Below are 24,659 nucleotides of genomic sequence, written 5' to 3' on the forward strand. Positions count from 1 at the left end.
GCGCGCCGGGCCCATGGGGCCGGAGGGGCTTTCGAGGCCCGCGACGGAAGATTTGGCGGGCGAGCGGTGCAGCGGCTAGATTCGCCCCGTGCGCGCCGAACGGCACCACCGGCTCTCGCTCGCATTGCTGGCGATCTTCCTCGCCTCGGGGCTGTGGCTCGAGGCGATGATCGGGCTGCGCGCGGCCGGCTGGGTCGACGATCCGCTGCGCCGCGAGTTCCTGCGCCTCGGCCACGCGCACGGCGGGCTCCTCGCGCTGGTCAACCTGGCGATCGCCTGGTCGATCGGACAGCTCGGCACGCCCGAGGTGTGGGCCGCGAAGATCCGCGTCGCGGGGCTGGTCGGCGCGCTGCTGGTCGGCGCGGGCTTCATGGCCGGCGGGCTCACCCACGGGCCGACCGACCCGGGCCCGCCGATCCTCGTGGTGCCGGCGGGGGCGTTGCTGACGCTGGCCGCGGTGATCGCCACGGCGATGGTGCGGCCGACCGACCGCGCGCCGGGGAGCTGACGGCATCCTGTCGAAATGGACATGTCGGGTGAGACATGTCCCAGCGACCCAATGAAAACGGCCGGACCGAAGGGCCCGGCCGTCTCGCGCGCGGCGCTGACTCAGGACGGCTCGGCGACGAGGCCGCCCGGGGGGACCGGGGCCGGCTTGCGGCTCGGCTCGCTGGCGGCGACCGGGGCGCTGTTGCGGGCGCGGATCGGCGGGAGCGGGCGGCCCTCGATGACCGTGGCCACCTCGACCGCGGACAGCACCTCGCGCTCGAACAGGGCGCGGGCGAGGCGCTGGAGCGCGTCGGCCTTGGTGGTCAGCAGCTCCTTGGCCAGCGTGTACTGGCGGGTGACGATGTCGTGGATCGTGCGGTCGATCGCCTGCGCGGTCGACTCGGAGTAATTCGGCGACTGCTGGATCTCACGGCCGAGGAAGGGCTGGCTCTCGGCCTTGGTGTAGGCGACCGGGCCGAGCTCGTCGCTCATGCCCCACTCGCACACCATCTTGCGGGCGAGGGCGGTGGCGCGTTCGATGTCGTTGCTGGCGCCGGTGGTCTTCTGGCCGTTGAACGCGATCTCTTCGGCGATCCGGCCGGCCATGAGGATGGCGATCTGGGCCAGGGCCTGCTCGCGGTCGAGGCTGTAGCGGTCCTCCTCGGGCAGCTGCTGGGTGACGCCGAGGGCGCGGCCGCGGGGGATGATCGTGACCTTGTGGATCGGGTCGACGTGCTCCTTGGGCAGGCTCATCGCCACGAGGGTGTGGCCGGCCTCGTGCCACGCGGTGGTCCAGCGCTCCTTCTCGGAGATGATGGCGCTCTTGCGCTCGGAGCCCATCAGGACCTTGTCCTTGGCGCGGTCGAAGTCGTCCTCGTGGACGCGGTCGCGGCCGTTGCGGGCGGCCATCAGCGCGGCCTCGTTGACGAGGTTCTCGAGGTCGGCGCCGGAGAAGCCGGGGGTGCCGCGGGCGATCAGGCTGACGTCGACGGTGTCGTCGACCGGGACCTTGCGCGTGTGGACCTTGAGGATCGCCTCGCGGCCGCGCACGTCGGGCAAACCGACGATGATCCGGCGGTCGAAGCGGCCGGGGCGGAGCAGGGCGGGGTCGAGGACGTCGGGCCGGTTGGTCGCGGCGACGAGGATGACGCCGTCGTTCGACTCGAAGCCGTCCATCTCGACGAGCAGCTGGTTGAGCGTCTGCTCGCGCTCGTCGTGACCGCCGCCGAGGCCGGTGCCGCGGTGACGACCGACGGCGTCGATCTCGTCGATGAAGATGATGCAGGGGGCGTTCTTCTTGCCCTGCTCGAACAGGTCGCGCACGCGCGAGGCGCCGACGCCGACGAACATCTCGACGAAGTCGGAGCCGCTGATGCTGAAGAACGCGACGCCGGCCTCGCCCGCGATCGCCTTGGCGAGCAGGGTCTTGCCGGTGCCCGGAGGGCCCATCAGGAGCACGCCCTTGGGGATCCGGCCGCCGACGCGCAGGTACTTCCGCGTGTCGCGGAGGAAGTCGATGATCTCCTCGACGTCCTCGCGCGCCTCGTCGACGCCGGCGACGTCCTTGAAGGTGACCTTGTTCTGGTGCTCGTTGAGCAGGCGCGCCTTGCTCTTGCCGAAGTTCATCGCCCGCCCGCCGCCGGCCTGCATCTGGCGCATGAACACGACCATCAGCACGACGATGAAGATCAGCGGCAGGTACATCAGCGCGAACTGCAGGAGCGCGCTGTCCTCCTCGGGCTCGACGCGGTAGTCGATCTGCTTCTCGCTGAGCTTCTGGTACAGGTTCTCCGCGACGGGGCCGGTGGCCTGGTAGGTCTTGCCGTCGAGGTCGTACGAGATGTCGACGTAGCTCGGGTGGACCGCGATCACCATGTTCGAGCTGTGCTTGAGCGACCCCCAGTCGCGCTCGACCGTCTCGACGAACTTGGCGTACGAGATGTTGACCACCTCGTGGCTGGTGTTGAACATGTTGGCCAGCGCGAGCACGCCTACGATCAGGCCGAGCCACACCAGGAGGGTCTTCGTCTGCTGTTTCACGGTGAAAGGGTTCCAGAGCCTTGCCTGGAGCTTTGCGAGCATAGCGGAAGACGGATCGCCCGGCCAGCCGCGCGGGTCCGGATCGCGCACCCGGGCCGCTCTGCTCGCCACCAAAGGCCGCGCCTCGGCGCTACGGGCCCGGGATCTCCGCGCCGGGAGCGGCCCCCGCGAGCGTGAGCCCTTGGCGGTCCAGGCGCACGTGCAGGCCGGGACGCAGGTGCCAAACATGGGGCCGGAGCACCGCGTCGGTGCCCCCGAGCGCTGCGGCGCGCGCGAGCACGGCGCGGTCGATGTCCTCGATCACGGCCGCTCGCAGCGCCCCGAGGTCGGCGCCCCCGAGGCCGCAGATCCGGCGCAGGACCCGGGTCCGCACCGCCCGCGGCAAGATGTGCAGGTCGTCGGTCGACCAGCAGGCGGCGGGGCCTCGCCGCCTCGCGGCCTCCTCGCGCGCGGCCCAGCCGGCCAGCGCCTCCTCCGCGTCGCCGGCCTGTGTGGCGAGACACACGAGCGCCGCCTCGACGCGCGGGTTGCTGCGCCGCAGCTCCGGCAGCACGCGCTCGCGCACCCGCACGCGCGGCTGCTCCTCGTCGGCGTTGGTCGGGTCGTCGACGAAGGGCAGCGCCATGCGCTGGCACAGCGCCCGCGTGGCCGCCCGCGGCAGCTCCAGCAGCGGCCGCAGCCACGGCGCTTCCCACGGCCGCATGGCCGCGAGCCCCTCGAGTCCGCAGCCGCGGGCGGCGTGCATGAGCAAGGTCTCGGCCTGGTCGGTGGCGGTGTGACCCAGCGCGATCGCGTCGCACGCGTGCGCCGACGCGAACGCACACAAGGCGGCCCGCCGGGCCTCGCGGGCGCGCGCGGGCAGGCCCGAACCTGGCGAAAGGGACAGGCGCGTAGCGACCGACGGGAGCCCCCGCTGCGCCGCCGATCGCGCGACCGCCGCGGCCTCGTCGGCCGACTCGCGGCGCAGGCCGTGGTCGACGTGGGCGACGATCAGCGCGAGCGCCTCGTCGCGGGCGAGGAGGTGGAGCAGGCCGACGAGCGCGGTCGAGTCGGCTCCGCCGGAGCAAGCGACGAGGATCCGCCGCGGAGAGCCGGCGTCGCGGAGGCTGCGGCGGACCAGGCCGAGAGCGCTGGCGATGGTCGGGTGGCGGGGTGGCACTCGCGTGCGGCGATGATACCTTCCCGCGGATGACATCGCCCGCAGAGCTCTCCCGCGCCGGTCAGGACATCGCCAGCGTTCAGCGCGATCCGCTCGCGCTCGAGCAGCGCGACGACCTCCCCGAGTTCGTCCCGCGGCTGCCGCCGACCGCGTTCGTGCAGATCGCCCGCGGGCTGCGCGACGAGGACCGCCTCGACCTGGTGCTGCCGTACGCGTCGCCCGAACAGTTGACGGCGCTGCTCGACCTCGACGGCTGGTCGCGCGATCGTCTGGCCGTCGAGAAGGCGCGCGGGTGGCTGGTGGCGATCGTCGACGCGTACGTGTCCTCGAGCAAGCGGCGCGGGCAGCTGCGCAACATGATCGAGGACATGGACCCGGAGATGTGGACGATGGCGCTGTTGCCCGGCACGGCGGTCTACGAGCTCGATCCGGAGGACGTCGAGCAGCGCGAGCAGGCGCTGGCGGCCGTCGACGCGCTGTTCCCCTACGAGACCCCCGACGGCGGCTTCATCGTCGCGGTGCCGGACAACGAGCTCGGACACATGGCGATCCACGTGCTCGAGCGGGTCTACGCCGACGACCTGCAGCTCGGCCGCGATCTGACGCTGTCGCTGCGCGGGGCCCTGCCGGCCCAGCTCGAGGAAGATCTGCTGCGCTGGCGCAGCGGTCGCCTCGCCGACCTCGGGTTCGTCGAGTGGGAAGAGGCGATGAAGCTGTTCCGTCCGCTCGACGCCAAGTCGGCCCGCGAGGTCGCGGCGTCCCCGGCGGCCACGATCGCCCCGCGCGAGGGCGAGGCGCTGCCCGTGGCGTTCCCGTCGCCGTCGGCGGGGCTGCTCCGGCGGGTCCTCGGCGGGTTGCCGGCCGGCGAGCAAGGCGTGCGCGCGCGCGAGTTCACCCTGCTGGTCAACGAGCTGATGTCGGCCCAGCGCAGCGAGCCGGGCGATCCGAAGGCGCAGGAGCGGGCGTTCCACCAGGCGGAGGCGACGGTCGGCCTCGGGCTCGAGGTGCTGCTGGTCGGGCTCGGCCTGCCGCCGGCCGAGGTCGACCCGTTCCTGGCCGGACGGATCGCGGCGCTCGGGCTGCGCGGGGTGTTCCGCGTCGGCTACGGGCCGCTGGCGACGCTGCGCAAGACGGCGCTGGCGCTGCACCGCGAGGGCCGGGTGTCGCTGACGAAGATCGGGTCGCTGCTCGATCGCCCGTGGGGCCCCGCGCTCGAGGGCCTGTCGCGGTGGTTGCCCGAGCTGCCGATCGAGTCGGCCGGCAGCGGCTGGCGGCCGATCGGGGGCCTGCGCGACGTGGCCCGGGCGACCGAGCTGCTGGCCCAGGCCGGCGCGCTGGCGGCGTTGACCTTCGACCCGCGCGGCTACGCGGTCGACCCGCAGTGGGTGAGCCGCGTCGACGAGCCCGACCGCCTGACGCTCGGCGACCTGGTGCGCACGTCGGCGCTGCGCCGGCAGCTGCCGGGGATGTCCGAAGAGACAGCCGCGGCGTTCGCCCCGGTCGACGCCGACGACCTGGCCTGGGCCGCCGATCACCTGCTGGTCAACGGCCGCCTGGCGCCGGCCCTGGCCGCCGACCTGCGCAAGCGCTGCCTGGCGATCGGCGCGCCGCAGCACGCGGAGGCGTTCGTGTCCGCGGTGCTGCTGCGGCTCGAGATCGAGCTCGGGGCGCTCGAGCGCGACGAGGACGGCAAGGTCGATCTGAGGCGCGCCGGCGGGGTGATCACGCCGCAGCGGATCGGCGTGTGGCTCAAGACCGGGCTGTCGGCGACCTGAGGGCGAGCGCCCCTCGGGGGGCGGCGAGGCGGCCCCGCGATCCTCTCTGCCTCGACGAGGCGTGGGCGCTGCGAGCGCTGTCCCGAGGGACGGCCCGCGCCGGAGCTGGGCGCGGAGTGTCTCTTCGAGCATGCTCGGACGGGCATGTCTGCAATGACATGCTGCTTTGGACATGCCCGATCGGCCAGGCGTCAATCCGGGGAGACCGGGAAGTCGCGCACGCGGAGGGCGCGGCCGTCGGAGAGGACGAAGCCGACCTGGACGGCGGCGAAGCGGCCGATCTGGCGCAGCTCGCTGAGCAGCGGGCCGAGGTCGTCGCGGCTGTCGACCTTGATGCCGGCGATCTCGGACACCCGGGCGTTACGCAGCAGCTCGCGGCCGCGCGAGCGCGAGATCGGGGCGTCGGGGCGCAGCTCCTTGACGATCGGCTCGCGGCGCGACTCGTCGAGGCGGAGGCCGAGCAGGGCGTCGGCGTCGATGAGGACCTGCTGATCGGGCGGGGCGGGGGCGACCGGGATGTTGAACGAGAGGCGGTCCTTGCCGCGGACGACGGTGAGGTTCAGGACCTCGCCCGGGAGGAGGCCGCGCACGGTGGCGACGAAGTGGTTGGCGAGGCGGAGCTGGGCCTCGGGGCCGGTGCCGAAGGAGTCGAAGCGCTGGCCCTGGGCCTCGACGATCAGGTCGTCCTTGCGCAGGCCGGCGGCGTCGGCGGGCCGGCCGGGCAGGACGCGGCTGACGCGGAGGCCGTTCTGGTAGCCGAGCGCGCGGGCGTCGTCGTCGAGCTCGCCGTAAGGGGCGACCTCGGCGCCGACCTGGCCCGAGCGCGTGCCGTGACCGGCGCGCAGGGCCTCGAGCAGGGCGGCGATGTGATCGATGGGGATGGCGAAGGCGATGCCCTGGGCGCGCTCGAGGGTGGCGGTGGTGATGCCGACGAGCTGGCCGCGGAGGTTGAAGATCGGGCCGCCGGAGTTGCCGAGGTTGATGGCGGCGTCGATCTGCAGGAGCGGGGTCTGGCGGCTGCGCAGCAGGCCGGTGCGGCCGATCGCGGCGACGATGCCCTGGGCCACGCTGTGCTCGAGCCCGAGCGGGTTGCCGACGGCGAACACGGTCTCGCCGACGCGCAGCTCGTGCGAGCGCCCGCGGGTGGCGAAGGCGAACCGCTCGGCGCTGTCGGCCGGGCGCAGGCGCAAGAGGGCGATGTCGCGGTCGCGGTCGGCGACCAGCAGCTCGGCCGGCAGCTCGCGGCCGTCGACGAAGCGGGCGCGGATCGGCTGGGCCACGGCGGAGGCGTCGGTCACGCCGCCGAGCACGCGCTGCCGCGGGTCGCGGATCTGGCCGGCGACCACGTGGTAGTTGGTGAGGACCAGACCTGTCTCATCGACCAGGACGCCGGCGCCGAGGGCGTCGGTGCCGCTGAGGGTGACGACGGCGTCGCGCGTGCGCTCGACGGCGTCGACGAGGCTGGGGCCGCCGCCGCCGCGGACCTCGGGGCAGTCGCACACGGCCGGCGGCGCGACGGGCGGCAGCGCCGGGACCGGGACGGGGGCGGCGGGGCTGTCGACAGGGACAGGTGCGGCGGGCGGCGCGGTCTGGATGCCGACCAGCACCGCGATCCCGCCGAGCAGCACGCCGAGCACGGCGGCTCCGGCGGCGATCCACAGCGATTCGCCGCGGGCAGGTCGCGGCTCGGGTCCCGGGGCAGTCGTGGGCATCGTCGGGACAACCTAGCGCGTCCTCGCCGCATTCCCAAACGGCCGCCGCAGGCGCGCCGGCGAGGCCGCAGACGGGCAGGGAAGCGCTCGTCGCGGTGGTGACGCCAGCGAAGGCGGTCTCGACCTCGCGCTCGCTCGCGAGTGGGACGGCAAGGGCCGCAGCAGGGGGTTTGCGGGTGAGTAGACGCCCGTCGCGGCGCGGGCGAGGTCGGCTCGCCGGGCTCGCGGGCCACTGTCGCCGCAGCGATCGCGGCGCGCCGGGGCGTCCGGCGATCAGGATCGTGCGTCGCGATCGGCAGCGCGATCGCCGACCTGCGTCCGTGACGCCGCGTCGCAGGCGCGGATCTTCGCCCCCGGCGATGGCATGCTCGGCCTGGCGGCCGCTCCGGGCGCCCGCGTGAGAAAATGGCCGCCGGGCGCGTGGCGGCGAGGTGAGCCGCCCGCGCGTTTCTGGCATCCTCTCGCACCTGCGGCGCCGCGCCGCGCCGCCTGCCAATGACACCTCCGGCCACGCACGCAGCCCTGCAGTCCTCGCCCGCTACCCCAGGAACGGCGCTCGAGCAGGCCGTCGGCCTCGTCGCCGGCGAGCTCTCCGAGGTGGACGCGCGGCTCGAGCAGCTGCTGCAGTCGTCGATCGCGATCATCCCCGAGCTCGGCGGCAAGCTCGCGTTCGCCGGCGGCAAGCGGTTCCGTCCGCTGGTCACGCTGCTGGCCGCGCGCGCGGCCGGCTTCATCGACCCGGTGCGGATCACCATCGCGGCCGTCGGCGAGCTGCTGCACACGGCGACGCTGCTCCACGACGACGTCATCGACGCCGGCGAATTCCGCCGGGGGCGGCCCACCGCGCGCCTGCAGTACGGCAACGGCATGGCGGTGCTGACCGGCGACTTCTGCCTCGCGCGCGCGATGCAGGCGATCGCCTACTCCGGCCGGCTGCACGCGGTGCAGACGCTGTCCGACGCGGTCACGCGGATGGCCGAGGGCGAGGTGGCGCAGCTCGAGATCGCCGGCGACGCGGCGCCCGACAAGGCCCGCTACTACCTCGTCATCGAGCGCAAGACGGCGGCGCTGATCGCCTGGTGCGCCAGCGTGGGCGGGCTGCCGGCGCCGGAGCGGGCGATCGCGCTGCACCGCTACGGGCTCGAGATCGGCTACGCGTTCCAGATCGCCGACGACGTGCTCGACTACGCCGGCGACCCTCACGACACCGGCAAGACCCGCGGCCAGGACCTGCGCGACGGCAAGCTGACCCTGCCGCTGATCCTCGCCTGCGAGCGCGACCCCGGGCTCCAGCGCGCGGTCCACCAGCTGCTCGCCCACGGGCCGCCGGTCGGCGCCGAGGCCGCCGAGGCGATCGTGGCCCGCGTCGCCGCCTCGCCCGGGGTCGAGCTGGCCGCCCGCGCGGCCGAGTCCCACGCCGAGGCGGCGGTCGCGCAGCTGGCCGAGCTGCCGTCGTCGTCGGCCCGCGACGCCCTGATCGAGCTGGCCCGCAGCGTGTCGCGCCGCGTCAGCTGAGCGCGGCCGCGCGGGCGCCTGTCGCAAGGAACATGTCGGAAAGTACCTGTTCGCTCCACCCTGTCGTCTTCGCCCTGCCCCCAAGCTCCTGTCCCAACCGACCTGCCCGGAGGACCCGATGACCGAACCCGCACCGCTCGCCGAGACCGTCGCCGCGATCGACGCCCACGGGGCCCGCGTGCAAGGCATGTTCTCCGACATCGCCCGCGGCTACGACCGCGCCAACCGGCTGATGAGCCTGGGGATCGACGTGCTGTGGCGCCGCCGCGCGGTCGCCGAGGTGCTGCCGGAGGGGGCAGGGGCGGCCGGCTCGCGGCCGCGGATCCTCGACCTGTGCGCCGGCACGCTCGACTCGACGCTCGAGCTGCACCGCCGCTACCCGGAGGCGGACATCGTCGGGGGCGACTTCTCGGCCGGGATGCTGGCCGTCGGCGAGGCCAAGCTGCAGGGCCCGGCGCGGGCGCGGATCGTCGCCCGAGAGATGGACGCGCACGCGCTGCCCGAGCCCGACGCGAGCTTCGACGCGGTGTTCTGCGCGTTCGGGGCGCGCAACCTCAGCGACCTCGAGGCGGCCACGCGCGAGCAGCTGCGGGTGCTGCGGCCGGGCGGCCGGCTGACGGTGCTCGAGTTCTTCCGCCCGCGCGGGCTGTTCTCGCGGGCGTTCCACGCCTGCTACAACCGCACGGTGCTGCCGGTGGTCGGCTGGGCGGCGACCGGCAACCTCGGGGCGTACCTCTACCTGCCGCGCAGCATCGGCGCGTTCGTGACGATCGAGGACTACGCCGCCCTGCTCGAGCGGGTCGGCCTGCGGGTGATCGGCCGCGAGCGCCTGTTCGGCGGGGTGGCCGGGATCGTCCGCGCCGAGCGGCCGCGAGGTGACGCGTGACGCCGGCGCGGCAGGGGTGGGGCGGAGCGGCCGGGGCTCCGCGGAGCGAGCGGTCGTGCCGGGCGGCCGGCGATCCGCGGCGTGAGCAGTCGAGCGGGGCGGTCCAGGCGCCCGAGCGAGGTGTTCCATGAAGCTCGTCGTGATCGTGACCGGCGCGAGCGGGGCGATCTACGCCCGCCGGCTGCTGCATGTCCTGGCGGACCTGTGCGCCGGGACATGGCCGAACGAACCTGCGCACAAGGACCTGCAAGTCGACTGGGTGGCGTCGGCGACCGCGCCGCAGGTGTGGCTGACCGAGCTCGGCGAGCCGATGCCGCAGGAGATCGGGGCGCCGGCGGTCCCGGTCCCGGCGGACGAGCCGGACGAGGAGGGACCGGTCGTGGTCCCGCCGGCGGTCCCGAGCGCGGCGGCGGCGCGGCGAGGGTCGGGCCCGTTGCGGGCCAGCCCGCCGACCGAGGTGTTCGGCTCGAACGTGCTCGCGCGCGGGAGCCGGGCGGGGAGCCCGTCCGGCACGCCGACGCTGCGCGGGCGCGGGCCGGAGTCCGAGCGGGTGGTCAGCCAGATCCGCCGCTGGGACCGGCAGGACTTCTCGGCCCCGTTCGCGTCCGGCAGCAACGCCCCGGACGCGGTGCTGGTGATGCCGTGCTCGATGAGCGCGCTCAGCCGGGTGGCCCACGGCGGCGGCGACGACCTGCCGGCTCGCGCCTGCGAGGTCGCGCTCAAGGAGCGGCGGCGCCTGGTCCTGGTGGTGCGCGAGACGCCGCTGAGCCTCGTCCACCTGCGCAACATGGTGGCGGCGACCGAGGCCGGCGCGGTGATCCTGCCGGCCGTCCCCTCCTTCTACGGCGCCGTCCGCACGCTCGAGGACGCCGTCGACACCGTGGTCGCCCGCGCCCTCGACCACGTCGGGCTCCGCGTCGCGCTGACCCGCCGCTGGGGCGCCCCGGAGAGCCCATGACGCCCGCCGAACTCGCGCGCCTGTTCGACCTCCCGGCCGAGGCCGGCGCCCGCGCCCAGGCCGCCCGCGCGGCTCAATTCGGCCGCAGGGTCGCCGTCCGCGGGGTGACGCCGCACCCGACGCCGGCCGTCGCGGCGCTGTTGCGCGGGGGCGGGCCGGCGCTGGTCGATCTGCCGAGCTGGTCCGAGGAGCATGTCGCTCAGGTTATGGCCGTCGCGACAGGGCCCGAGGGACAGGTCGGCACGAGCAGGTCCGAAGGGCCTGGTACGAATGGGCAGGGCGCCCGCGCCATGTCCGATGCGGCAGGTCCTGGGGGACATGGCGCATCGCACAGGTCCGAAGGTGCAGAGGGAGCCGCAGCGACGCGGGCCGACGGAGACGCGGCGAGCCGCGATTTCGGGCGCAGGAGCCCGACCGAGGCGCGCGAGGGGACCCGCGGGAGCGACGCGGGCGCGAGCGCGGACAGCGAGCACCCGGTCGGCGGCGACGCGAGCGGGGGGCGAGCGAGCCCGGCGGCGACGCGAGCGGGGGGCGAGCGAGCCCGGCGGCGACGCGAGCGGCGACCCCGGGTGGCCCGAGCCGGGCGCGCTGCGGGCAGGCGACCGGCTGGTGCTGCAGGTCGACCGGGCGCGGCTCGCGGCTTACTTCGCGTACCTCGAGCGCCTGGCGGCCGCGGCGCCGGAGGGGCTGTCGGTCGCGCCGTTCTGCGCGCTGCCGGGCGGGCTGATGCGCCTGCACCTGATCGCGGCCGCGCGCGTCGCCCTGCCGGGGCGGGTCCGCGTGGAGGCGCGGCACGACCTTTTGGGCATCCGCCTGGCCCAGGTCGCGCTCGGCTTCGGCGCGGACACGCTGGCCGGCCCGCTGGCGCAGGCGCGCAAGCTGCCGCTGGCGGGCGTGCCTCGCCCGGACGAGGCGACCCCCGCCGGCCTGGCCGCGCTGATCGAGCGGGCCGGGCTCGAACCTGTCCTTGACGACATGACCTCGGAGACATTGCCATGAGCGAAACCGCCGCCCGTCCGTCCGCCGCCGACCACGCCTCCGACGCCGCCGCGCCGGCGGTCCACACCGGCGACCGGAGCTTCATCGAGATCGCGGCCAAGGTGCGCGCCGGGGTGCCGCTCGACCGCGAGGACGGGGTGGCGCTGTACCGCCACCGCGACCTCCTGGCCCTCGGGGCGCTGGCCAACGAGGTCCGCGAGCGGCTCCACGGCGACCGCACCTACTTCAACGTCAACCTGCACATCAACCCGACCAACGTGTGCGAGGCGGACTGCAAGTTCTGCTCGTTCGCCCGGCTGACCCCGGACATGCCGCAGGCGTACACGATGACGGTCGAGCAGGTGCGGCAGAAGGTGATCGAGCGCGCCCACCAGCCGATCACCGAGGTCCACCTGGTCAACGGGCTGCACCCGGGGGTGCCGTTCTCGTACTACACGGACATCCTGCGCGGGCTGAAGGAGCTGCGCCCGGACGTCCACCTGAAGGCCTACACGGCGGTCGAGATCCACTACTTCGCCGAGAAGTACGGGATGACCTACGAGGAGGTGCTGCGCGCGCTGATCGAGGCCGGCCTCGGCAGCCTGCCGGGCGGCGGGGCCGAGATCTTCGCCGAACGCGTGCGCCGCAAGATCTGCCGCGACAAGGCCGACGCGAAGCAGTGGCTCGAGGTCCATCGCACGGCCCACCGCCTCGGCCTGCGCACCAACTGCACGATGCTCTACGGCACCGTCGAGACGCTCGAGGAGCGAATCGAGCACATGCTGGCGCTGCGCGAGCTGCAGGCCGAGACCGGCGGGTTCCAGACCTTCATCCCGCTGGCCTTTCACAACGAGCACAACGACTTCCGCAAGCTGCCCGAGCCGACCGGGGTCGACGACCTGCGCACCTACGCGGTCGGCCGCCTGATGCTGCACAACATCCCGCACATCAAGGCCTACTGGGTGATGATCGGGGTGAAGACCGCCCAGATCGCGCTCAGCTTCGGGGTCGACGACCTCGACGGCACGGTGCAGGAGGAAAAAATTTATCACATGGCCGGCGCCGACACGCCGATGGCGCTGTCCCGCGCCGAGCTGGTGCGGCTCATCCGCGAGGCCGGTCGCACGGCCGTCGAGCGCGACACGCTGTACGGGGTGCGCTGGGTCGACGACGGCGCGGCGCTGCCGGAGATCCGCATGGACGCGAGCGTGCCGTTCTCGGGCCACACGAATCGCGTGCAGCTGCCCGTGGTGCGCTGAGCTCTGCTTCCGCGCGAGAGGGTGGTCGCGCAGCGAGGCGGCGACGTCGTGCGTCGGCGCGAGGTCACGGCCCGCGCGCCCGCGATCCGTCGCGCGGCGATCGGCGGCAGTGCGGCGGCGGTGTCGCGGACCCCAGAGGCGACGTCGTCGAGGAGGGCCGCGAGCGCTGCGTCCACCGACGAACGGTACTCGTCGGCGAACGGAACCGCGGGACCGTCTTGGGAGGGAAGGATGGAGCGGCGCGCGGGCGCGTGGAGGACCCGGGTGATGCGGTGTGCGGCGTCGCAATGGCTCGCGCGGGTCCGAAGGAGTCGCGCCGGCTCGCGATCGAGTATGGCTCGGGTCGCTGTATTGGAGCGTCGCGCGCCGCGCCGATTCGGGCGTGGCGCCGGGCCCGGTCCGGAAAATGCGGGGAGTTCGCCGCTCCTCGCATTGCTGGGATTCCGGGTCAATGCCCCCGTGCAGCGCCTGGGCGAGCGCCGGGGCGGCGTTTCGGGGCATTCGCCATCGGCGACGATCGGCGGCGAAGGGCGATTCGCCGATCGAAGAAATTTCGCCGACATCGACTTCATGGGGATTGCCCCGGGCGCGGCATGACATTCATCGTAGCGTCGCCGAGCGCGCCGGGCGGGCGAATTCCGCGGCTCTTGGGGCGTTGGACCCGGATCAGTCCGGTGGCCACGCAATCGCCGTCGCGATTGCGATGATACGTGGCAGGGTTCGCGGCATATCGTCGCGGTGAATTCTTTCTCCGCCGAAGGAATCGCTCGCTGGGCCCGCTGGTACGCCGTTCCGCGGCCGAGCGGCCGTGGTTCGTTCGCTGCGCGCGCCCCGCTACAGGCGGCGGATGCCGCGCCGCCGGGCCTCAGCATTCCACGCACTCGCATTCCAGGACGGAGATTCATTGATGCATCGCCAATCGTCGAGACGGCCGGATCCGGCCCGCAATCAGGTGACCGCGCGGCTGCAGTCGCTGCTCGGCCGGTCCGTGCCCGAAGCCGGGCGTGGGCGGCCGGGGCCGATCGATCCGCTGCTGAAGCTGGCCATCGTCTGCGCCCTCGCGGGCCTCATCGCCGTGCCGCTGCACTACGGGCTGTCGCCCTTCCTCGTCGAATTCGACGAGCTTGTGGCGCTGCCGTGGCTGCGCACGGTGCTCCTCGCCAGCGGGGCGCTGCTGCTCGGGCACGCGGCGCTGACCCTGTTCTTCTCGCTGCTGTACCGGCCGACGCCGGCGCCGCACGCGGACCTGCCGCGCTGCACGGTGATCGTGCCGGCGTACAACGAGGGGCCGATGGTGGGGGTCGCGCTCGGGTCGATCCTGGTCGGCGACTACCCGCGCGACCGGCTCGAAGTCCTCGCCATCGACGACGGCTCGACCGACGACACGTGGACGCACATCCAGCGGATCGCGCGCGAGCACCCGGACGTGGTGCGCGCGATCCGGATGCCGAAGAACGGCGGCAAGCGCGAGGCGCTGCGCGCCGGCTTCGCGGCGGCCACCGGCGAGGTGGTGGTCACCGTCGACTCCGACTCGCGCCTCGACCCCGACGCGCTGCGCCAGATCGTCGCGCCGATCATGGCCGACCCGCGGGTCGCCGCGGTCGCCGGCAAGGTGCTGGTGCTCAACCGCTACAGCGGGCTCATCACCCGCCTGCTGGCGATCCGGTTCTTCCTCGCGTTCGACCTCGGGCGGGCCGCGCAGTCGCGGTTCGGCGCGGTGTTGTGCTGCCCGGGGGCGCTCACGGCGTATCGCCGGTCGGCGGTGCTGGCGGTGCTCGACCGCTGGGCGACCCAGACCTTCCTCGGCGAGCCGTGCACGATCGGCGAGGATCGGGCGCTGACGACCTGGCTGCTGCGCACCGGCCACCGAGCGGTGTACCAGTCGACGGCGATCGTCCACACGCTGGTGCCGACGCACTACGCCGGGCTGGCGCGGATGTACCTGCGGTGGGAGCGGGGCAACCTGCGCGAGGGGCTGACGCTGCTGCCGGTGCTGGCGACCCGCTGGCGCCGCGAGGACCGCTGGTGGCCGACGATCGACATCCTGCTCGAGCTCGGCCAGGTCCCGCTGGCCTGCCTGGCGGTCGCGCTGACGGTGACCCACTTGCTGGCGGCGCCGCTCGACATCCTCCGCCTGGTCGCGACGATCGCCGTGTTCGCGCTGGTGCAGTCGCTCTACGCGCTCCGCTCCGAGCGCAGCACCGACTTCCTCTACGGGGTGGGCTACGCGTTCTTCGCGTTCCTGTGCCTGCAGTGGATCTACCCCTGGTCGCTGGTCACCGTGCGCAACGGCCGGTGGCTGACGCGGTGAGCCCGTGCCGCCGGTGGTCGGCTGGCTGCCGCTCGGGGCGGCAGCCTTGTGGCTCGGAGGACATGTCCTTGCGACCATGTTGCTGCCGGGCCCGGAGCCGCTGCGCGAGCGGCTGTGCCTCGGCCTGACGCTCGCGCTGGCGGCCGCGTTCGCGCTGGTCGAGCTGCTCGGGGCGCTCGGGTGGCTGACCGCGCCCGCGGGGCTCGTCGGCTGCCTGGGGTTCGCGGGGGCGGTGACGCGGCGGGCCGGGCTGGCCGCGGCAGGTCGCGACGCGGCGGCGCTGGGGCAGGTGGCGATCGCGGCGGTGCGCGGGCCCTGGGCGCTCGCGGCGGTGGCGGGGATCGTCGCCGTCGGGCTGGCGTCGCTGGCGGCGCTGTGGCTCGAGTCGTGGGGCTGGGACGCGCTCGCGTACCACCTGCCGCCGGTGCATGACGCGCTGCAGACCGGCCGCGTGCGCGAGCTGCCGACCCACGTGACCTACGCCCGCGCGTACCCGCAGGCGGTCGAGCGCGTGCTGACGCTGTGGCGGCTGCTGCTGCCGGACGAGACGCTGGTCGACCTCGGGCAGCTGCCGTTCGCGGTGGCCGGCGCGGCCGGGCTGGCGACGCTGGCGCGCCGCGCCGGGGTGCGACCGGGGCGCGCGGCCGGGCTGGCGCTGGCGTGGTGGGCCACGCCGGTGCTGATGCTGCAGCTCGCGCACGCGTACGTCGACGTGGCCCACGCGGCGCTGGCGGTCCTGGCCGTGGTGTTCGTGACCGGGCCCGTCGATCGCGGCCGGCTGGTCGGCGCGGCGCTGGCTCTCGGGCTGTTCCTCGGCAGCAAGCCGTCCGCGCCGCTGCCGTTCGCGCTGCTGGCGGCGACGCTGTGGATCCGCAGCGGCCTGCGGTGGCCCGGGGCGCTGGCGGCCATCGCGGCGGGGCTGGTGATCGGGGGCGAGAGCTACGCGCGCGGCTGGCTGCAGCACGGCAACCCGGTGTGGCCGGTGGCGCTGCAGGCGGGGCCGATCGCGCTGCCCGGGCCGGTGACGGCGACGATGTTCTTCGCGGTCCTGACCCCGCCGGGCTTCGCGGAGCTGGACTGGTGGCAGCGCCTGGCCGCGTCGTGGACGGCGCTGCCGGGGTCGGGCGCGTACGGCTACGACATGCGGCTCGGGCTGCACGGGCCGCTTCACCTGCTGCTGCCGCCGGCGATCGTCAGTCTGGCCTTCGGGACAGCCCGCCGGGCGCGCGGGCCGGTCGCGCTGCTCGCGGTCGTCAGCCTGGCGACGCCGGCGGCGTTCTGGCCGCGCTTCACCCTGGCGCTGCCGGGGGCGCTGCTGGTCGCGCTGGCGGCCGGCAGCGAGGGCTGGCCGCGGCGGGCGAGGGCGCTGCTCGACGGGTCGATCGGGGCGCTGGCGCTCGTCGGGGTGGGGCTCGCGGCGCCCGGCTTCACGCCGGACGGGCCGCCGATCTGGGCGCTCGGGCGAGCGACGCCGCTGCAGCGGGCCGAGGCCGCGACGTCGGTCGGCCAGGCGCGCGCGTGGCTCGACGCGCGGGCGCAGATCGGGGAGGGCGAGTGCTTCGCGTACGACGAGAGCGTCGAGGTCCCGGGGCTGCTCTGGCGGCCGGACGGCCGCGGGCGCGTGGCCTACGTGCCGCCGGAGCTGGTCGACGGGCCGGCGCTGTCGGCCTGGTTGGCGGCGGAGGAGGTGCGCGCGATCGCGGTCGACCGCCGTGGACCGCGGGCGGCGTGGTTGCGCGAGCGGCCGGATCGATTCACGCCGCTGTTCGCGTGCCGCACCGCGGCGTGCGAGGTGTTCGCGGTGCGACGAGAGGATCGCGCGCGGTCGGGCCGGTGACCGCGGCAGCGGGCGTCCCGGTGCGGCAGATCGTTCCGCCGTGTGCCGACAGGCTGCTCTGCCAGCCGTCGATCGACACGTGCATGCCGTTCCTCCGGTCGGCGAGCCGTGCATCGAGGGCCCGACTGGGTGGTGCGACCTGCCCGATGTGCTTGCCGCGGCTCCACGACGGCAGCGCGGGCGCCCCGCGTCGGTGTGTCCTCCGCTGCCAGGACCCGACCTGCGTGACGACCTCGGTGGCGCGCAGGAGGGTCGTCAACGGACAAGCCCAGGGGGACATGTTCTGCAGAGCATGCCTTTCAAGACATGCGCGAAGGGGCATGCCCGTTTGGACACGCCGATTCGACGACCCGACACGACGCGAGCCTAAATTTGATGGGAAAGAACGTGCGCGAAGGGGCATGACCGGATGGACATGCCCCTCTGAACACATGAGAAAGGCCGCGATCCCGGGGGATCGCGGCCTCTCGGCGGCGGTGCGCGTCGCTCACAGGGAGACGACGTAGGCGATCACCGACTCCTGCTTCTCGAACGCCATCTTGGCGGCGACGGCGGCGTCCCACGAGTTGAACTCGCCGATCCGGACGCGGTGCCACACACGGCCGGCGGTCTCGCCGGACTCGACGCGGACGTCGTGGCCGTTGCGGCGCAGCTTGTCGGCCAGCTTGGCGGCCTCGTCCTGGCTGGCGAACGCCTTCATCTGCAGCGCGAAGCCCTTCTTGGCCTTGGGGGCCGGGGCGTCGCCCTTGACGGGGGCGTCGCCCTTGACGGCGGCGACGATGCTGTCCTTGGCCGGCTCCTTGGCGGGCTCCTTCTCGACGATCGCGGCGGGCACCGGGGCGGCCGGCGGCTCGACGCTGGCGAGCGGCGGGAGGACCTTGGGCGCCGAGGCCATGGCCGGCTCCTTGCCGGGCGCGGGGATCGGCTTCTTGCTCTTCTTGTTCTTGCCGGGCACGCCACCCATGGCCGCCTCACGCTCGGCGCGCACGACGTCCTCGTCGCGCGGCGGGACCGCCGGGTCCCGCGTCTCCGGCACGCCCTCGGTGGCGGGGTGCTGGAGGCCGTCCTTGAAGCTGTAGCCGGCGTCGGCGACCAGCGGCTCGGGGTCGGCGAGCACCGCCCGCGCCTCGTTCTGCGCGACGAGCTGGGCGCTGGCGTGCCCGTTCTCGTTGCGCCGCCCGACCATCACGCCGAGCGCGAATACGAAGCATCCGACCACCGACAGGCCGAAGAACAAAAAGAAGACTTGGCGGTTGTCGAGCGAGAAATCGACCTTTTCCTTCGAGGCGGTCAGCTCTGGCATGGTGCGGCTCCGGCGAGTGCCTGTCCTTGTAGGTCAGGTCTGGTGTGGGACAAAAAATTCGGCGGCGCCGACGATCCGCGAACCGCCGCCCGCCCACGACGCCGCGATCGCCGCGGGCGGACGACGGCGATGGTCCGCGACGCCGCAGGGCCGGCAGCGAGCGGCGGCGAGGGGCGGTCGCCGCGGGCGGACGACGGCGATGGTCCGCGACGCCGCAGGGCCGGCAGCGAGCGGCGGCGAGAGGCGGTCGCCGCGGCGTGGGGCGATCAGGGGCGGCGCAGGGCGATCAGGGGCGGCGCAGCCGAAGGTCCCGCGGCAGCGTCGCTGACGCTCGACCTGGCGAGCGCCGGCGGGGCTCCGCGTCCGCCTGGTCAGGGTGGTGGCGTGGGCGGTCATGGCTCGTCGTCCGCCGCGCGCGCGCTGTCCCGCGGGGCGAGCCGTCGGTGCGCGCCGCAGGCACGGGCAGCGGCGGCGACCTGCGGCTCACCGCGGCGCAGCCGGTGTCCGCGGGGTCCTGCGAGCGGCGGCGTGGGCTACCGACCGGGCGGACGCGGAGCAGGTCTCCTAGCCAGTCGGCCAGCATCACCAGCCCCGCGAAGCCGTGCTGGAAGGCCGCGCTCGTGGGCAACCGGGCCCCACCGGGCTCGAAGGAGGAGGTCCTGATCGTGCCGGCGCAAGCGATGGCCGACCCGACAGGTGAGTCGCAGCTGCAAGTCGTCCGCGGCGACGGTCAACTGGTGGACTCCGGGTCCGTCGACGGAGTGACCGGTTTGCAGGGGGTCCATGCGCTCGACGTGAACTCGGATGGTCGAATGGACATGGTCGGATGGTCAGGTTCGACGCTCCACACGTTCCTGCGGGAGAGCGAGGGCGGGTTCCAGACGGGCTCGCGCCTGTCGGTGAGCGGCTCTATTACTGAGGCGATCCGAACCGACGTGGACGGCGACGGCGATCTCGACCTCGTGCTGGCCGGCCTCGGCGCCGGCCAAGGGGTCGTGGCGACGAGTATGGTCTGGGGGGTCGATTTCTCGGCCGCGGGGGAGCCGAACCTGGTGTTTCAGCGCGCGTTCGACGGGTGGGTACGGTCGCTCGTGCCATGGGACGGGACGGGCGGCGCGCTCGACCTGTTGCTGCTCAGGGCCGGAATACCCGCGATCGTCGGCCTGCAGGGACAAGCGTCGGCGCGCGGGCTGAACACGCCGGGGTTCGAGCCAGCAAGCGCGATGATCCGCGGCGAGGGCTCGGAGGTGTTTCTCTGCGGTCCGTCGGGGGTGCTCCGTGTGGCGGACATCCTCGCGGCCGAGCCCGTAGCTCCGCGGCGCGTCAGCCTTGATGCCTGCGACGCGCTGGCCCTGGTCGACCTGGACGGTGATGCGAGGCGCGACCTGCTGGTCCAGCGGACGACGGCGGTGAATGACGTGTTTCGAACCGTCCTGACCCCGTGGATCCGCAGCGGCGACGACTTCACGGCGCTGGGGGCGCGAGGGCTGGTCGTGGAGCGCTCCGGGTCGGTGCGGGTGGTCGAGGTCGACGGGGACCCGCAGCCGGAGCTGCTGAACGTCCAGGGTGGGACGCTGCAGGTGCTGGACCTGGCCATCGGTGAGGCGCTCGCGGGCACGCCGATCTACTCGGCGCCCCGCTCGCTCTCGCTGATCGATGTCGATCGCGACGGCATCGCCGACTTGCTCGCCACGGGGGCGACGATCGGCGTGGCCTTCGGCGACGGGGAAGGACAGTTCGGGGCGCTGCAACACCAGGATGTCGCCGCGTTGATCCCGACCGCCGAGAGCGCGCGCGGGGTGGTCCGGGCGGACTTCGAGGGCGACGGCCCCGCCGAGGCGATGTTGGTGGTGCGGCCGCGAGATCGATGGGGCACCGAGTTGCACGAGCTCACGCTGGACGGCGGTGGCGCGCTGGCGACCTCACGGTTGGCAACGGTGGCGGCGGGCGACCTCGCGGTCTGGCCGGCCGATCTCGACGGCGATAGCGAGCTGGACTTGCTCGGAGTGTCGGGGGTCGGTGCGCTGCGGACGATTCGTTTGACCGGGCTGCGGTCGCGTGCGCTGAAAGCCTCCGCGTGGGCTCCGCTCGACGGCGCAGGATTGCTCTCGGCCGGGAGCTTTCGCTTGCTGGATCTCGACCGGAGAGGCGTCCTCGATCTGGTGGCGCCGTCGAGCCTTTCGGGAGTGGTCGTGCATCCGGGGCGGGGCGACGGGCAGTTCCTCCCGCGCCGCGTGTGGTCGCCGCAACGCGGGCTGCAATCGACTTCCTTCCTCGACTTCGATCGTGACGGCGACCTCGAGTTGCTCGGGGTCGCGGCCAAACGCCTCGTGGTGGTGCAGGGCCCATCGGGGGCGGCCGCGGCCATGCGGCCCGGCCTGCTCGAGGAGGTCGTCGCGGCGACGCACGGCGATCTCGACGGCGATGGATCGCCGGAGATCCTGGCGGTGACCCGGAGCGCGGTGACGGACGGAGGGAGCACGTTGCACGTCGGCGCGCAGCCCGTCGGGGCGGGCTTTCGCTTCATGCGCGTCGAGCTGTCGATTTCACCGCCGACCAGCGTGAGCGTGGTCGACCTGGACGACGACGGCGAGCCGGAGATCGTGCTGCGGGAGGCCGGGCATCTGGCGATCTTGCAGCCCGGTCGCTCGCATGGCGGTGACGCGGAGCGGACGACGCGGGCTGACGGTCGCCCATCGGACCGCTCCTCGCGGAGGCTTCAGGCCGCGCGGACCTGGGCGAGGGCGGTGAGCAGGTGACCGCGGTCGAGCGGCTCGGCGACGGAGGCGCCGAGGACGAGGGCGCGGGCCTGTTCGTCGAGCAGCGAGGCGACGAGCATCGCGGATCTCCCGCGCGGTCGAGTTCATGCTGTCAACGTTGTGGGTGAGCGCCGCGCTCGGGGAGGCAGCGTTGGCGCGGCCTTCGTCTTGCCCCGCGCAGCGCGGACGATCGTCTTGCTGGTCCGGTGGACCGCCTGGCGCAGCGCGGTGTCGGCGATGTAAGCGGCTGCGGGCTGGGTCGCGGGAGGGGTCTCGAGGTCGCGCGCCGAGGTCGCGGACGAGAGGTGGGCTCGCTCTGTCCGAAGAGGCAGGTCAGCAGGTCGTGCGGGGCTACTGGACGAGCCGCAGCTCGCGGGCCGGGTCGCGCAGGGGCGGCAGCTTCTTGGGCTCGGGCCGCTCGCCGCGGGGGTTGGTGCCGCGGCGGAGGATCTCGGTGGTGGGCGGGTAGAAGAGGTCCCAGGACTCGGTCTTGGCGACCTGGCCGTCCTTGTAGAGCTTGCGCGTGCGCACGACCTTGAAGCCTCGCATGCCCCGCTGCGACACGGTCTCGGCGCCGGTGGCCAGGCTGGAGTCGTTGCGAACGATGGTGTTGAACGGCAGGACCTCCTGCACGCGCCGCTCGAAGGCGACTTCGTCGAACACCTTGCGGGCGCCGAGCACCTCGACCCGCACCTTGCCGGCGGCGACCCGGGTGTGAAACACGACCGGGAAGTCGAACGGGTTCTTGAGCTTCATGTCGACGTGGCCGTAGACGACGGTCGAGTCGAGGCCCATGTCGACGTAGGCGCTCGGCCGGCTGTGCGGCCGGCTGTGCACGAGGTCGAGGCCGGCGAAGAAGGCGGCGCCGTAGAGGGTGGAGCTGATCTGGCAGATCCCGCCGCCCACGGTGTCGATCAGCTCGCCGTCGGCGATGCCGGCGGCGAATCGGTAGCCGGCCTCGCCGGTGCGATCGCCGACGACCTGGTTGAAGGACATGGTGGCGCCCGGCATGAGGACGTAGCCGTCGAGCGGGGCGGCGCCGATCTTGAGGTTGTAGGCGCGGTCGGCGTAGGCGGCCTCGGTCGAGTAAGGGGTCTCGAAGGAGGCGAGGACGGCGCCGATGTCGAGGCCGTCGGCGATGCTGGCCCAAGGGTCAGGTACTTCAGGACCTGGCTGAGTGACCAGGTCGATGCGGTCGGCGCCGGAGGCGAGGCCGACGGCGACGGCGGACAGCGAGTCGAAGGCCGACAGCCGGGTGCCGCGTTGGGCCGGGAGGACGCGCCGGTTGTCCATGTCGAAGCGGGTGGCGAGGCTGGGCCGCTCGACCTTGGGGGCGAGGGCGAGCAGCTGGTCGAGCGCGACGTCCTCGTTGAAGCGGAAGCCGGGGGCGAGGTCGACCTCGCCGCGCAGGGCCCGGTCGCGGGCGCGCAGGTCGGCGAGGAGGTCGCCGCTGTGGCCGACGCGCAGGGCGGCCGCGATCGCGGTCTCGGGCGCGGGGACGGCCCCGAGCGCGCGCGCGGTGGTCTCGACCTCGACGCCGGGGGCGGCGAGCACGAGCTTGCGGTCGAGGGCGGTGAGGACGGCGGCTTCGGCGATCGCCGGGAGCTCGCTGGCGGTCAGACCGCCGACCTCGTGGCCGCCGAGGCGCACGCCGGGGACGACGCGGTCCTGGTCGCCCACGGCGGCGAGGTCCTGCCAGAGGGCCGCCGCGACGGCTGCGAGGCCGATCGCCATGGCAGCGGACTCGAGGATCGGGAGGACGCCGAGCCGACGCCGGCGCGCGGCAGGGGCGGTCTCGGGCGCGACGTCGGGCGTCTCGGCGAGCTCGAGCGCGGGCGCGGCGGTCGGCACGAGCGTGCGCGGCTGGGCCCGGCGAGGGGCCAGCGTGCGTGCGGCCGCTGCGGCGCGCGGGGCTGGCTGCGACATACACGGCGACGCTAGGCACGTCTGGCGAGGAAGTCCAAAAAACGGCGAAACAGGGGGGGAGGTCGGCGACGGGCCCGGCGTCGCGAACGAGACGGGTCTCGCGGTTTGCACCCGTCTCGGCGCGGACGGGGCTCGGATCGCGGCGGTGGGGCCGGTCGAGCGAGCGCGACGGGAACTGGGGCATGGTCGCCGGCGAGCGCATGGGCACCGGGACCGCGGGTGGCCAGGGAGACGCGCCGGCCGGGGTCGGTTGTTCCGGCGGCCGGCCGGGAGCGGCAGGAGCGGGGTTGCCGGAACCGGTCGCCCCGGGCGGCGTCCATCCGCGGTATGACGAGCCCCGTGGCGCCCGCCGAACCCTCCGGTCTCCCTCCTGGTTATGGCCCGCGTGCGCGCGGGATCCCCGTGCGCAACAAGCTGCTGGTCGCGGCGGTGATCGCCAACCTGGCCGGCATGATCGCGGCGGTCTACGTGGCCCGGCTCATCCGCGACGTGCCGGCCGAGGCGTCGACCGAGACCGCGCTGCTGGTCGTCTACTACACGGCGCTGTGCGTGGTGGCGGTCGCCGACGCCCTGCTCATCGACGAGTTCATGTTCGGCGGGGCGTTCCGCCTGACGCACCTCCAGGGCAAGGACCCGAAGTTCGCGCGCGCGAGCGACGACGCGGCGATGGTGGCGGCGACGATGCAGCGCTCGTCGGTCAGCTTCCCGATCGTCCTGTTGCTGTCCGGCGGGCTGACCTACTTGCTCTTCAATTTCGTGAACCAGGACTTCAACTCCTATTACCGAAGAGTTGGAATTCACGTCAGTTCTCTCCGGGGAGACGATCCCGAGAATCAGCCGCGCCGGCTGCAGGCGATCGCCGAACTGTCGGTGCGCCGCCACCCGACGATCGTGCCGACGCTGCGGCAGCAGCTGGCGCGCGGAGGTGAGGTCGGGGCGTGGGCGGCCTGGGCGCTCGGGCGCTTCACCGACGTCACCGCTGAGCGCAAGGCCATCCTCGCCGACCTGCGGGCCGCGGTGAGGTCGCCGGATCCGAACCTCCGGCGTGAGGCGCTGATCTCGCTGGCCCGCTACCAGGACCGCGACGTCGCCGATCAATTGTTTGGCGAGCTCGAGCGCGACCTGGCGGCGGGCGTGATCGACCGGCGGCTGCTGGTCGCGGCCGGGTACATCCAGGTGCCGAAGGTGCTGCCGGTGCTGCAGCAGATCCTGCAGCGCGGCGACGAGAAGGCCCAGCGCGTGGCGGCGTGGGCGATCGCGCAGCACCGCGACCAGCGGGAGGCCAAGGACCTCGACACGATGCTGACGGATCGCCTGCCGTCGGCCGCGTTTTCGGTCCGCTGCGCGATCGTGTTCAGCCTCGGGATCCTCGGCAACGAGCGCGCGAACGTGCCCCTGATGCACGCGTACGACACGGCGACGCCGGAGGAGCGGACGACGACGTGCCCGGTGGAGGTGGTGTACCTCCGGCCCGACGGCCAGCAGGACCACTTCGAGCTGCTGCTGCCGGTCGACAACTACGAAAACCATATCTTCAAAGTTTTGGGCCAAATCCGCGCCACGTCTCCAGAAATTCGTGCCGAGGTCGAGCCGTGGCTGGAGCGCCTCGTCGCCCAGCACAAGGGGGACGGGACGCTCAAGGCCGACCGCGCGCAGTCGCTGCTGGACGGGATCCGGAGCGCGCGCGACGACTCGAAGGTGGCGGCGCCGGAGTAGGCGCCGCGGCGCTGGAGCCGGTACAATCGATGTGCG

Annotated in this window: 17 protein-coding genes; 12 read left to right on the forward strand and 5 right to left on the reverse strand. The window is 73.6% G+C overall.

The window, feature by feature from the left end:
* Window positions 1-88: 88 nt before the first annotated feature.
* Window positions 89-508, forward strand: a complete 420-nt coding sequence (locus NAEX_RS46080; RefSeq protein WP_096334288.1) for a hypothetical protein — start codon at window positions 89-91, stop codon at window positions 506-508.
* Window positions 509-609: 101 nt separating this feature from the next.
* Here the strand turns inward: NAEX_RS46080 and ftsH are convergent, their stop codons facing one another.
* Together ftsH and tilS are read right to left on the reverse strand one after the other, a co-directional pair.
* Complete coding sequence (ftsH, locus tag NAEX_RS46085; protein WP_096334289.1) at window positions 610-2,529, reverse strand: ATP-dependent zinc metalloprotease FtsH; 1,920 nt, start codon at window positions 2,527-2,529, stop codon at window positions 610-612.
* A gap of 130 nt (window positions 2,530-2,659) precedes the next feature.
* A complete protein-coding gene (gene tilS, locus NAEX_RS46090; RefSeq protein WP_170136604.1) occupies window positions 2,660-3,688 on the reverse strand; it encodes a tRNA lysidine(34) synthetase TilS in 1,029 nt (342 codons plus the stop codon).
* 29 nt (window positions 3,689-3,717) lie between these two features.
* On the opposite strand from tilS, the gene NAEX_RS46095 reads away from it, so the two are divergent.
* Window positions 3,718-5,463 (forward strand): DUF6178 family protein, encoded by a 1,746-nt coding sequence (locus tag NAEX_RS46095; RefSeq protein WP_096334291.1) that lies wholly within the window; start codon window positions 3,718-3,720, stop codon window positions 5,461-5,463.
* A gap of 191 nt (window positions 5,464-5,654) precedes the next feature.
* Here the strand turns inward: NAEX_RS46095 and NAEX_RS46100 are convergent, their stop codons facing one another.
* Complete coding sequence (locus tag NAEX_RS46100) at window positions 5,655-7,175, reverse strand: S1C family serine protease (RefSeq protein ID WP_096334292.1); 1,521 nt, start codon at window positions 7,173-7,175, stop codon at window positions 5,655-5,657.
* 495 nt (window positions 7,176-7,670) lie between these two features.
* On the opposite strand from NAEX_RS46100, the gene NAEX_RS46105 reads away from it, so the two are divergent.
* The 8 genes from NAEX_RS46105 (at window position 7,671) to NAEX_RS51825 (ending at window position 16,919) form a co-directional block, all read left to right on the forward strand.
* Window positions 7,671-8,690, forward strand: coding sequence for a polyprenyl synthetase family protein (locus NAEX_RS46105; protein ID WP_096334293.1), 1,020 nt, complete (start codon window positions 7,671-7,673; stop codon window positions 8,688-8,690).
* Between the two features lie 118 nt (window positions 8,691-8,808).
* Window positions 8,809-9,576, forward strand: a complete 768-nt coding sequence (locus NAEX_RS46110; protein ID WP_096334294.1) for a ubiquinone/menaquinone biosynthesis methyltransferase — start codon at window positions 8,809-8,811, stop codon at window positions 9,574-9,576.
* Window positions 9,577-9,703: 127 nt separating this feature from the next.
* Window positions 9,704-10,534 (forward strand): UbiX family flavin prenyltransferase, encoded by an 831-nt coding sequence (locus NAEX_RS46115; RefSeq protein WP_096334295.1) that lies wholly within the window; start codon window positions 9,704-9,706, stop codon window positions 10,532-10,534.
* 609 nt (window positions 10,535-11,143) lie between these two features.
* Window positions 11,144-11,533, forward strand: coding sequence for a hypothetical protein (locus tag NAEX_RS46120; protein ID WP_096334296.1), 390 nt, complete (start codon window positions 11,144-11,146; stop codon window positions 11,531-11,533).
* Window positions 11,530-12,771, forward strand: coding sequence for an aminofutalosine synthase MqnE (gene mqnE, locus NAEX_RS46125; protein WP_096334297.1), 1,242 nt, complete (start codon window positions 11,530-11,532; stop codon window positions 12,769-12,771). The genes NAEX_RS46120 and mqnE overlap by 4 nt, the downstream gene beginning before the upstream one ends.
* Window positions 12,772-13,230: 459 nt before the next feature.
* Window positions 13,231-13,368, forward strand: a complete 138-nt coding sequence (locus NAEX_RS51820; protein ID WP_170136606.1) for a hypothetical protein — start codon at window positions 13,231-13,233, stop codon at window positions 13,366-13,368.
* Window positions 13,369-13,678: 310 nt separating this feature from the next.
* Complete coding sequence (locus NAEX_RS46130) at window positions 13,679-15,082, forward strand: glycosyltransferase family 2 protein (RefSeq protein WP_170136607.1); 1,404 nt, start codon at window positions 13,679-13,681, stop codon at window positions 15,080-15,082.
* Window positions 15,083-15,086: 4 nt separating this feature from the next.
* On the forward strand, window positions 15,087-16,919 hold the full coding sequence (locus tag NAEX_RS51825) for a hypothetical protein (RefSeq protein ID WP_143140167.1): 1,833 nt from the start codon (window positions 15,087-15,089) through the stop codon (window positions 16,917-16,919).
* Window positions 16,920-17,406: 487 nt separating this feature from the next.
* Here the strand turns inward: NAEX_RS51825 and NAEX_RS46140 are convergent, their stop codons facing one another.
* A complete protein-coding gene (locus NAEX_RS46140; protein WP_096334300.1) occupies window positions 17,407-18,222 on the reverse strand; it encodes an SPOR domain-containing protein in 816 nt (271 codons plus the stop codon).
* Between the two features lie 620 nt (window positions 18,223-18,842).
* Between NAEX_RS46140 and NAEX_RS46150 the strand changes: the two genes are divergently transcribed.
* On the forward strand, window positions 18,843-20,981 hold the full coding sequence (locus NAEX_RS46150; protein ID WP_143140166.1) for an FG-GAP repeat domain-containing protein: 2,139 nt from the start codon (window positions 18,843-18,845) through the stop codon (window positions 20,979-20,981).
* 351 nt (window positions 20,982-21,332) lie between these two features.
* On the opposite strand, the gene NAEX_RS49250 is transcribed toward NAEX_RS46150, so the two are convergent.
* Entirely contained in the window at window positions 21,333-22,907 is a 1,575-nt protein-coding gene (locus tag NAEX_RS49250; RefSeq protein ID WP_143140165.1) for a VanW family protein, read from the reverse strand.
* Window positions 22,908-23,309: 402 nt separating this feature from the next.
* On the opposite strand from NAEX_RS49250, the gene NAEX_RS49255 reads away from it, so the two are divergent.
* A complete protein-coding gene (locus tag NAEX_RS49255; protein WP_143140164.1) occupies window positions 23,310-24,623 on the forward strand; it encodes a HEAT repeat domain-containing protein in 1,314 nt (437 codons plus the stop codon).
* Window positions 24,624-24,659 lie beyond the last annotated feature (36 nt).

It is taken from the genome of Nannocystis exedens (assembly GCF_002343915.1).
Taxonomy (GTDB): Bacteria; Myxococcota_A; Polyangia; order Nannocystales; family Nannocystaceae; genus Nannocystis; species Nannocystis exedens.

What these genes read in the sequence shown, in the direction of transcription:
- NAEX_RS46140 (WP_096334300.1), bottom strand. Translation starts at nt 18,222, where the DNA reads ATGCCAGAGCTGACCGCCTCGAAGGAAAAGGTCGATTTCTCGCTCGAC.
- NAEX_RS46100 (WP_096334292.1), bottom strand. Translation starts at nt 7,175, where the DNA reads ATGCCCACGACTGCCCCGGGACCCGAGCCGCGACCTGCCCGCGGCGAA.
- NAEX_RS46130 (WP_170136607.1), top strand. Translation starts at nt 13,679, where the DNA reads ATGCATCGCCAATCGTCGAGACGGCCGGATCCGGCCCGCAATCAGGTG.
- NAEX_RS46095 (WP_096334291.1), top strand. Translation starts at nt 3,718, where the DNA reads ATGACATCGCCCGCAGAGCTCTCCCGCGCCGGTCAGGACATCGCCAGC.
- NAEX_RS49250 (WP_143140165.1), bottom strand. Translation starts at nt 22,907, where the DNA reads ATGTCGCAGCCAGCCCCGCGCGCCGCAGCGGCCGCACGCACGCTGGCC.
- NAEX_RS46105 (WP_096334293.1), top strand. Translation starts at nt 7,671, where the DNA reads ATGACACCTCCGGCCACGCACGCAGCCCTGCAGTCCTCGCCCGCTACC.
- NAEX_RS46115 (WP_096334295.1), top strand. Translation starts at nt 9,704, where the DNA reads ATGAAGCTCGTCGTGATCGTGACCGGCGCGAGCGGGGCGATCTACGCC.
- NAEX_RS46110 (WP_096334294.1), top strand. Translation starts at nt 8,809, where the DNA reads ATGACCGAACCCGCACCGCTCGCCGAGACCGTCGCCGCGATCGACGCC.
- mqnE (WP_096334297.1), top strand. Translation starts at nt 11,530, where the DNA reads ATGAGCGAAACCGCCGCCCGTCCGTCCGCCGCCGACCACGCCTCCGAC.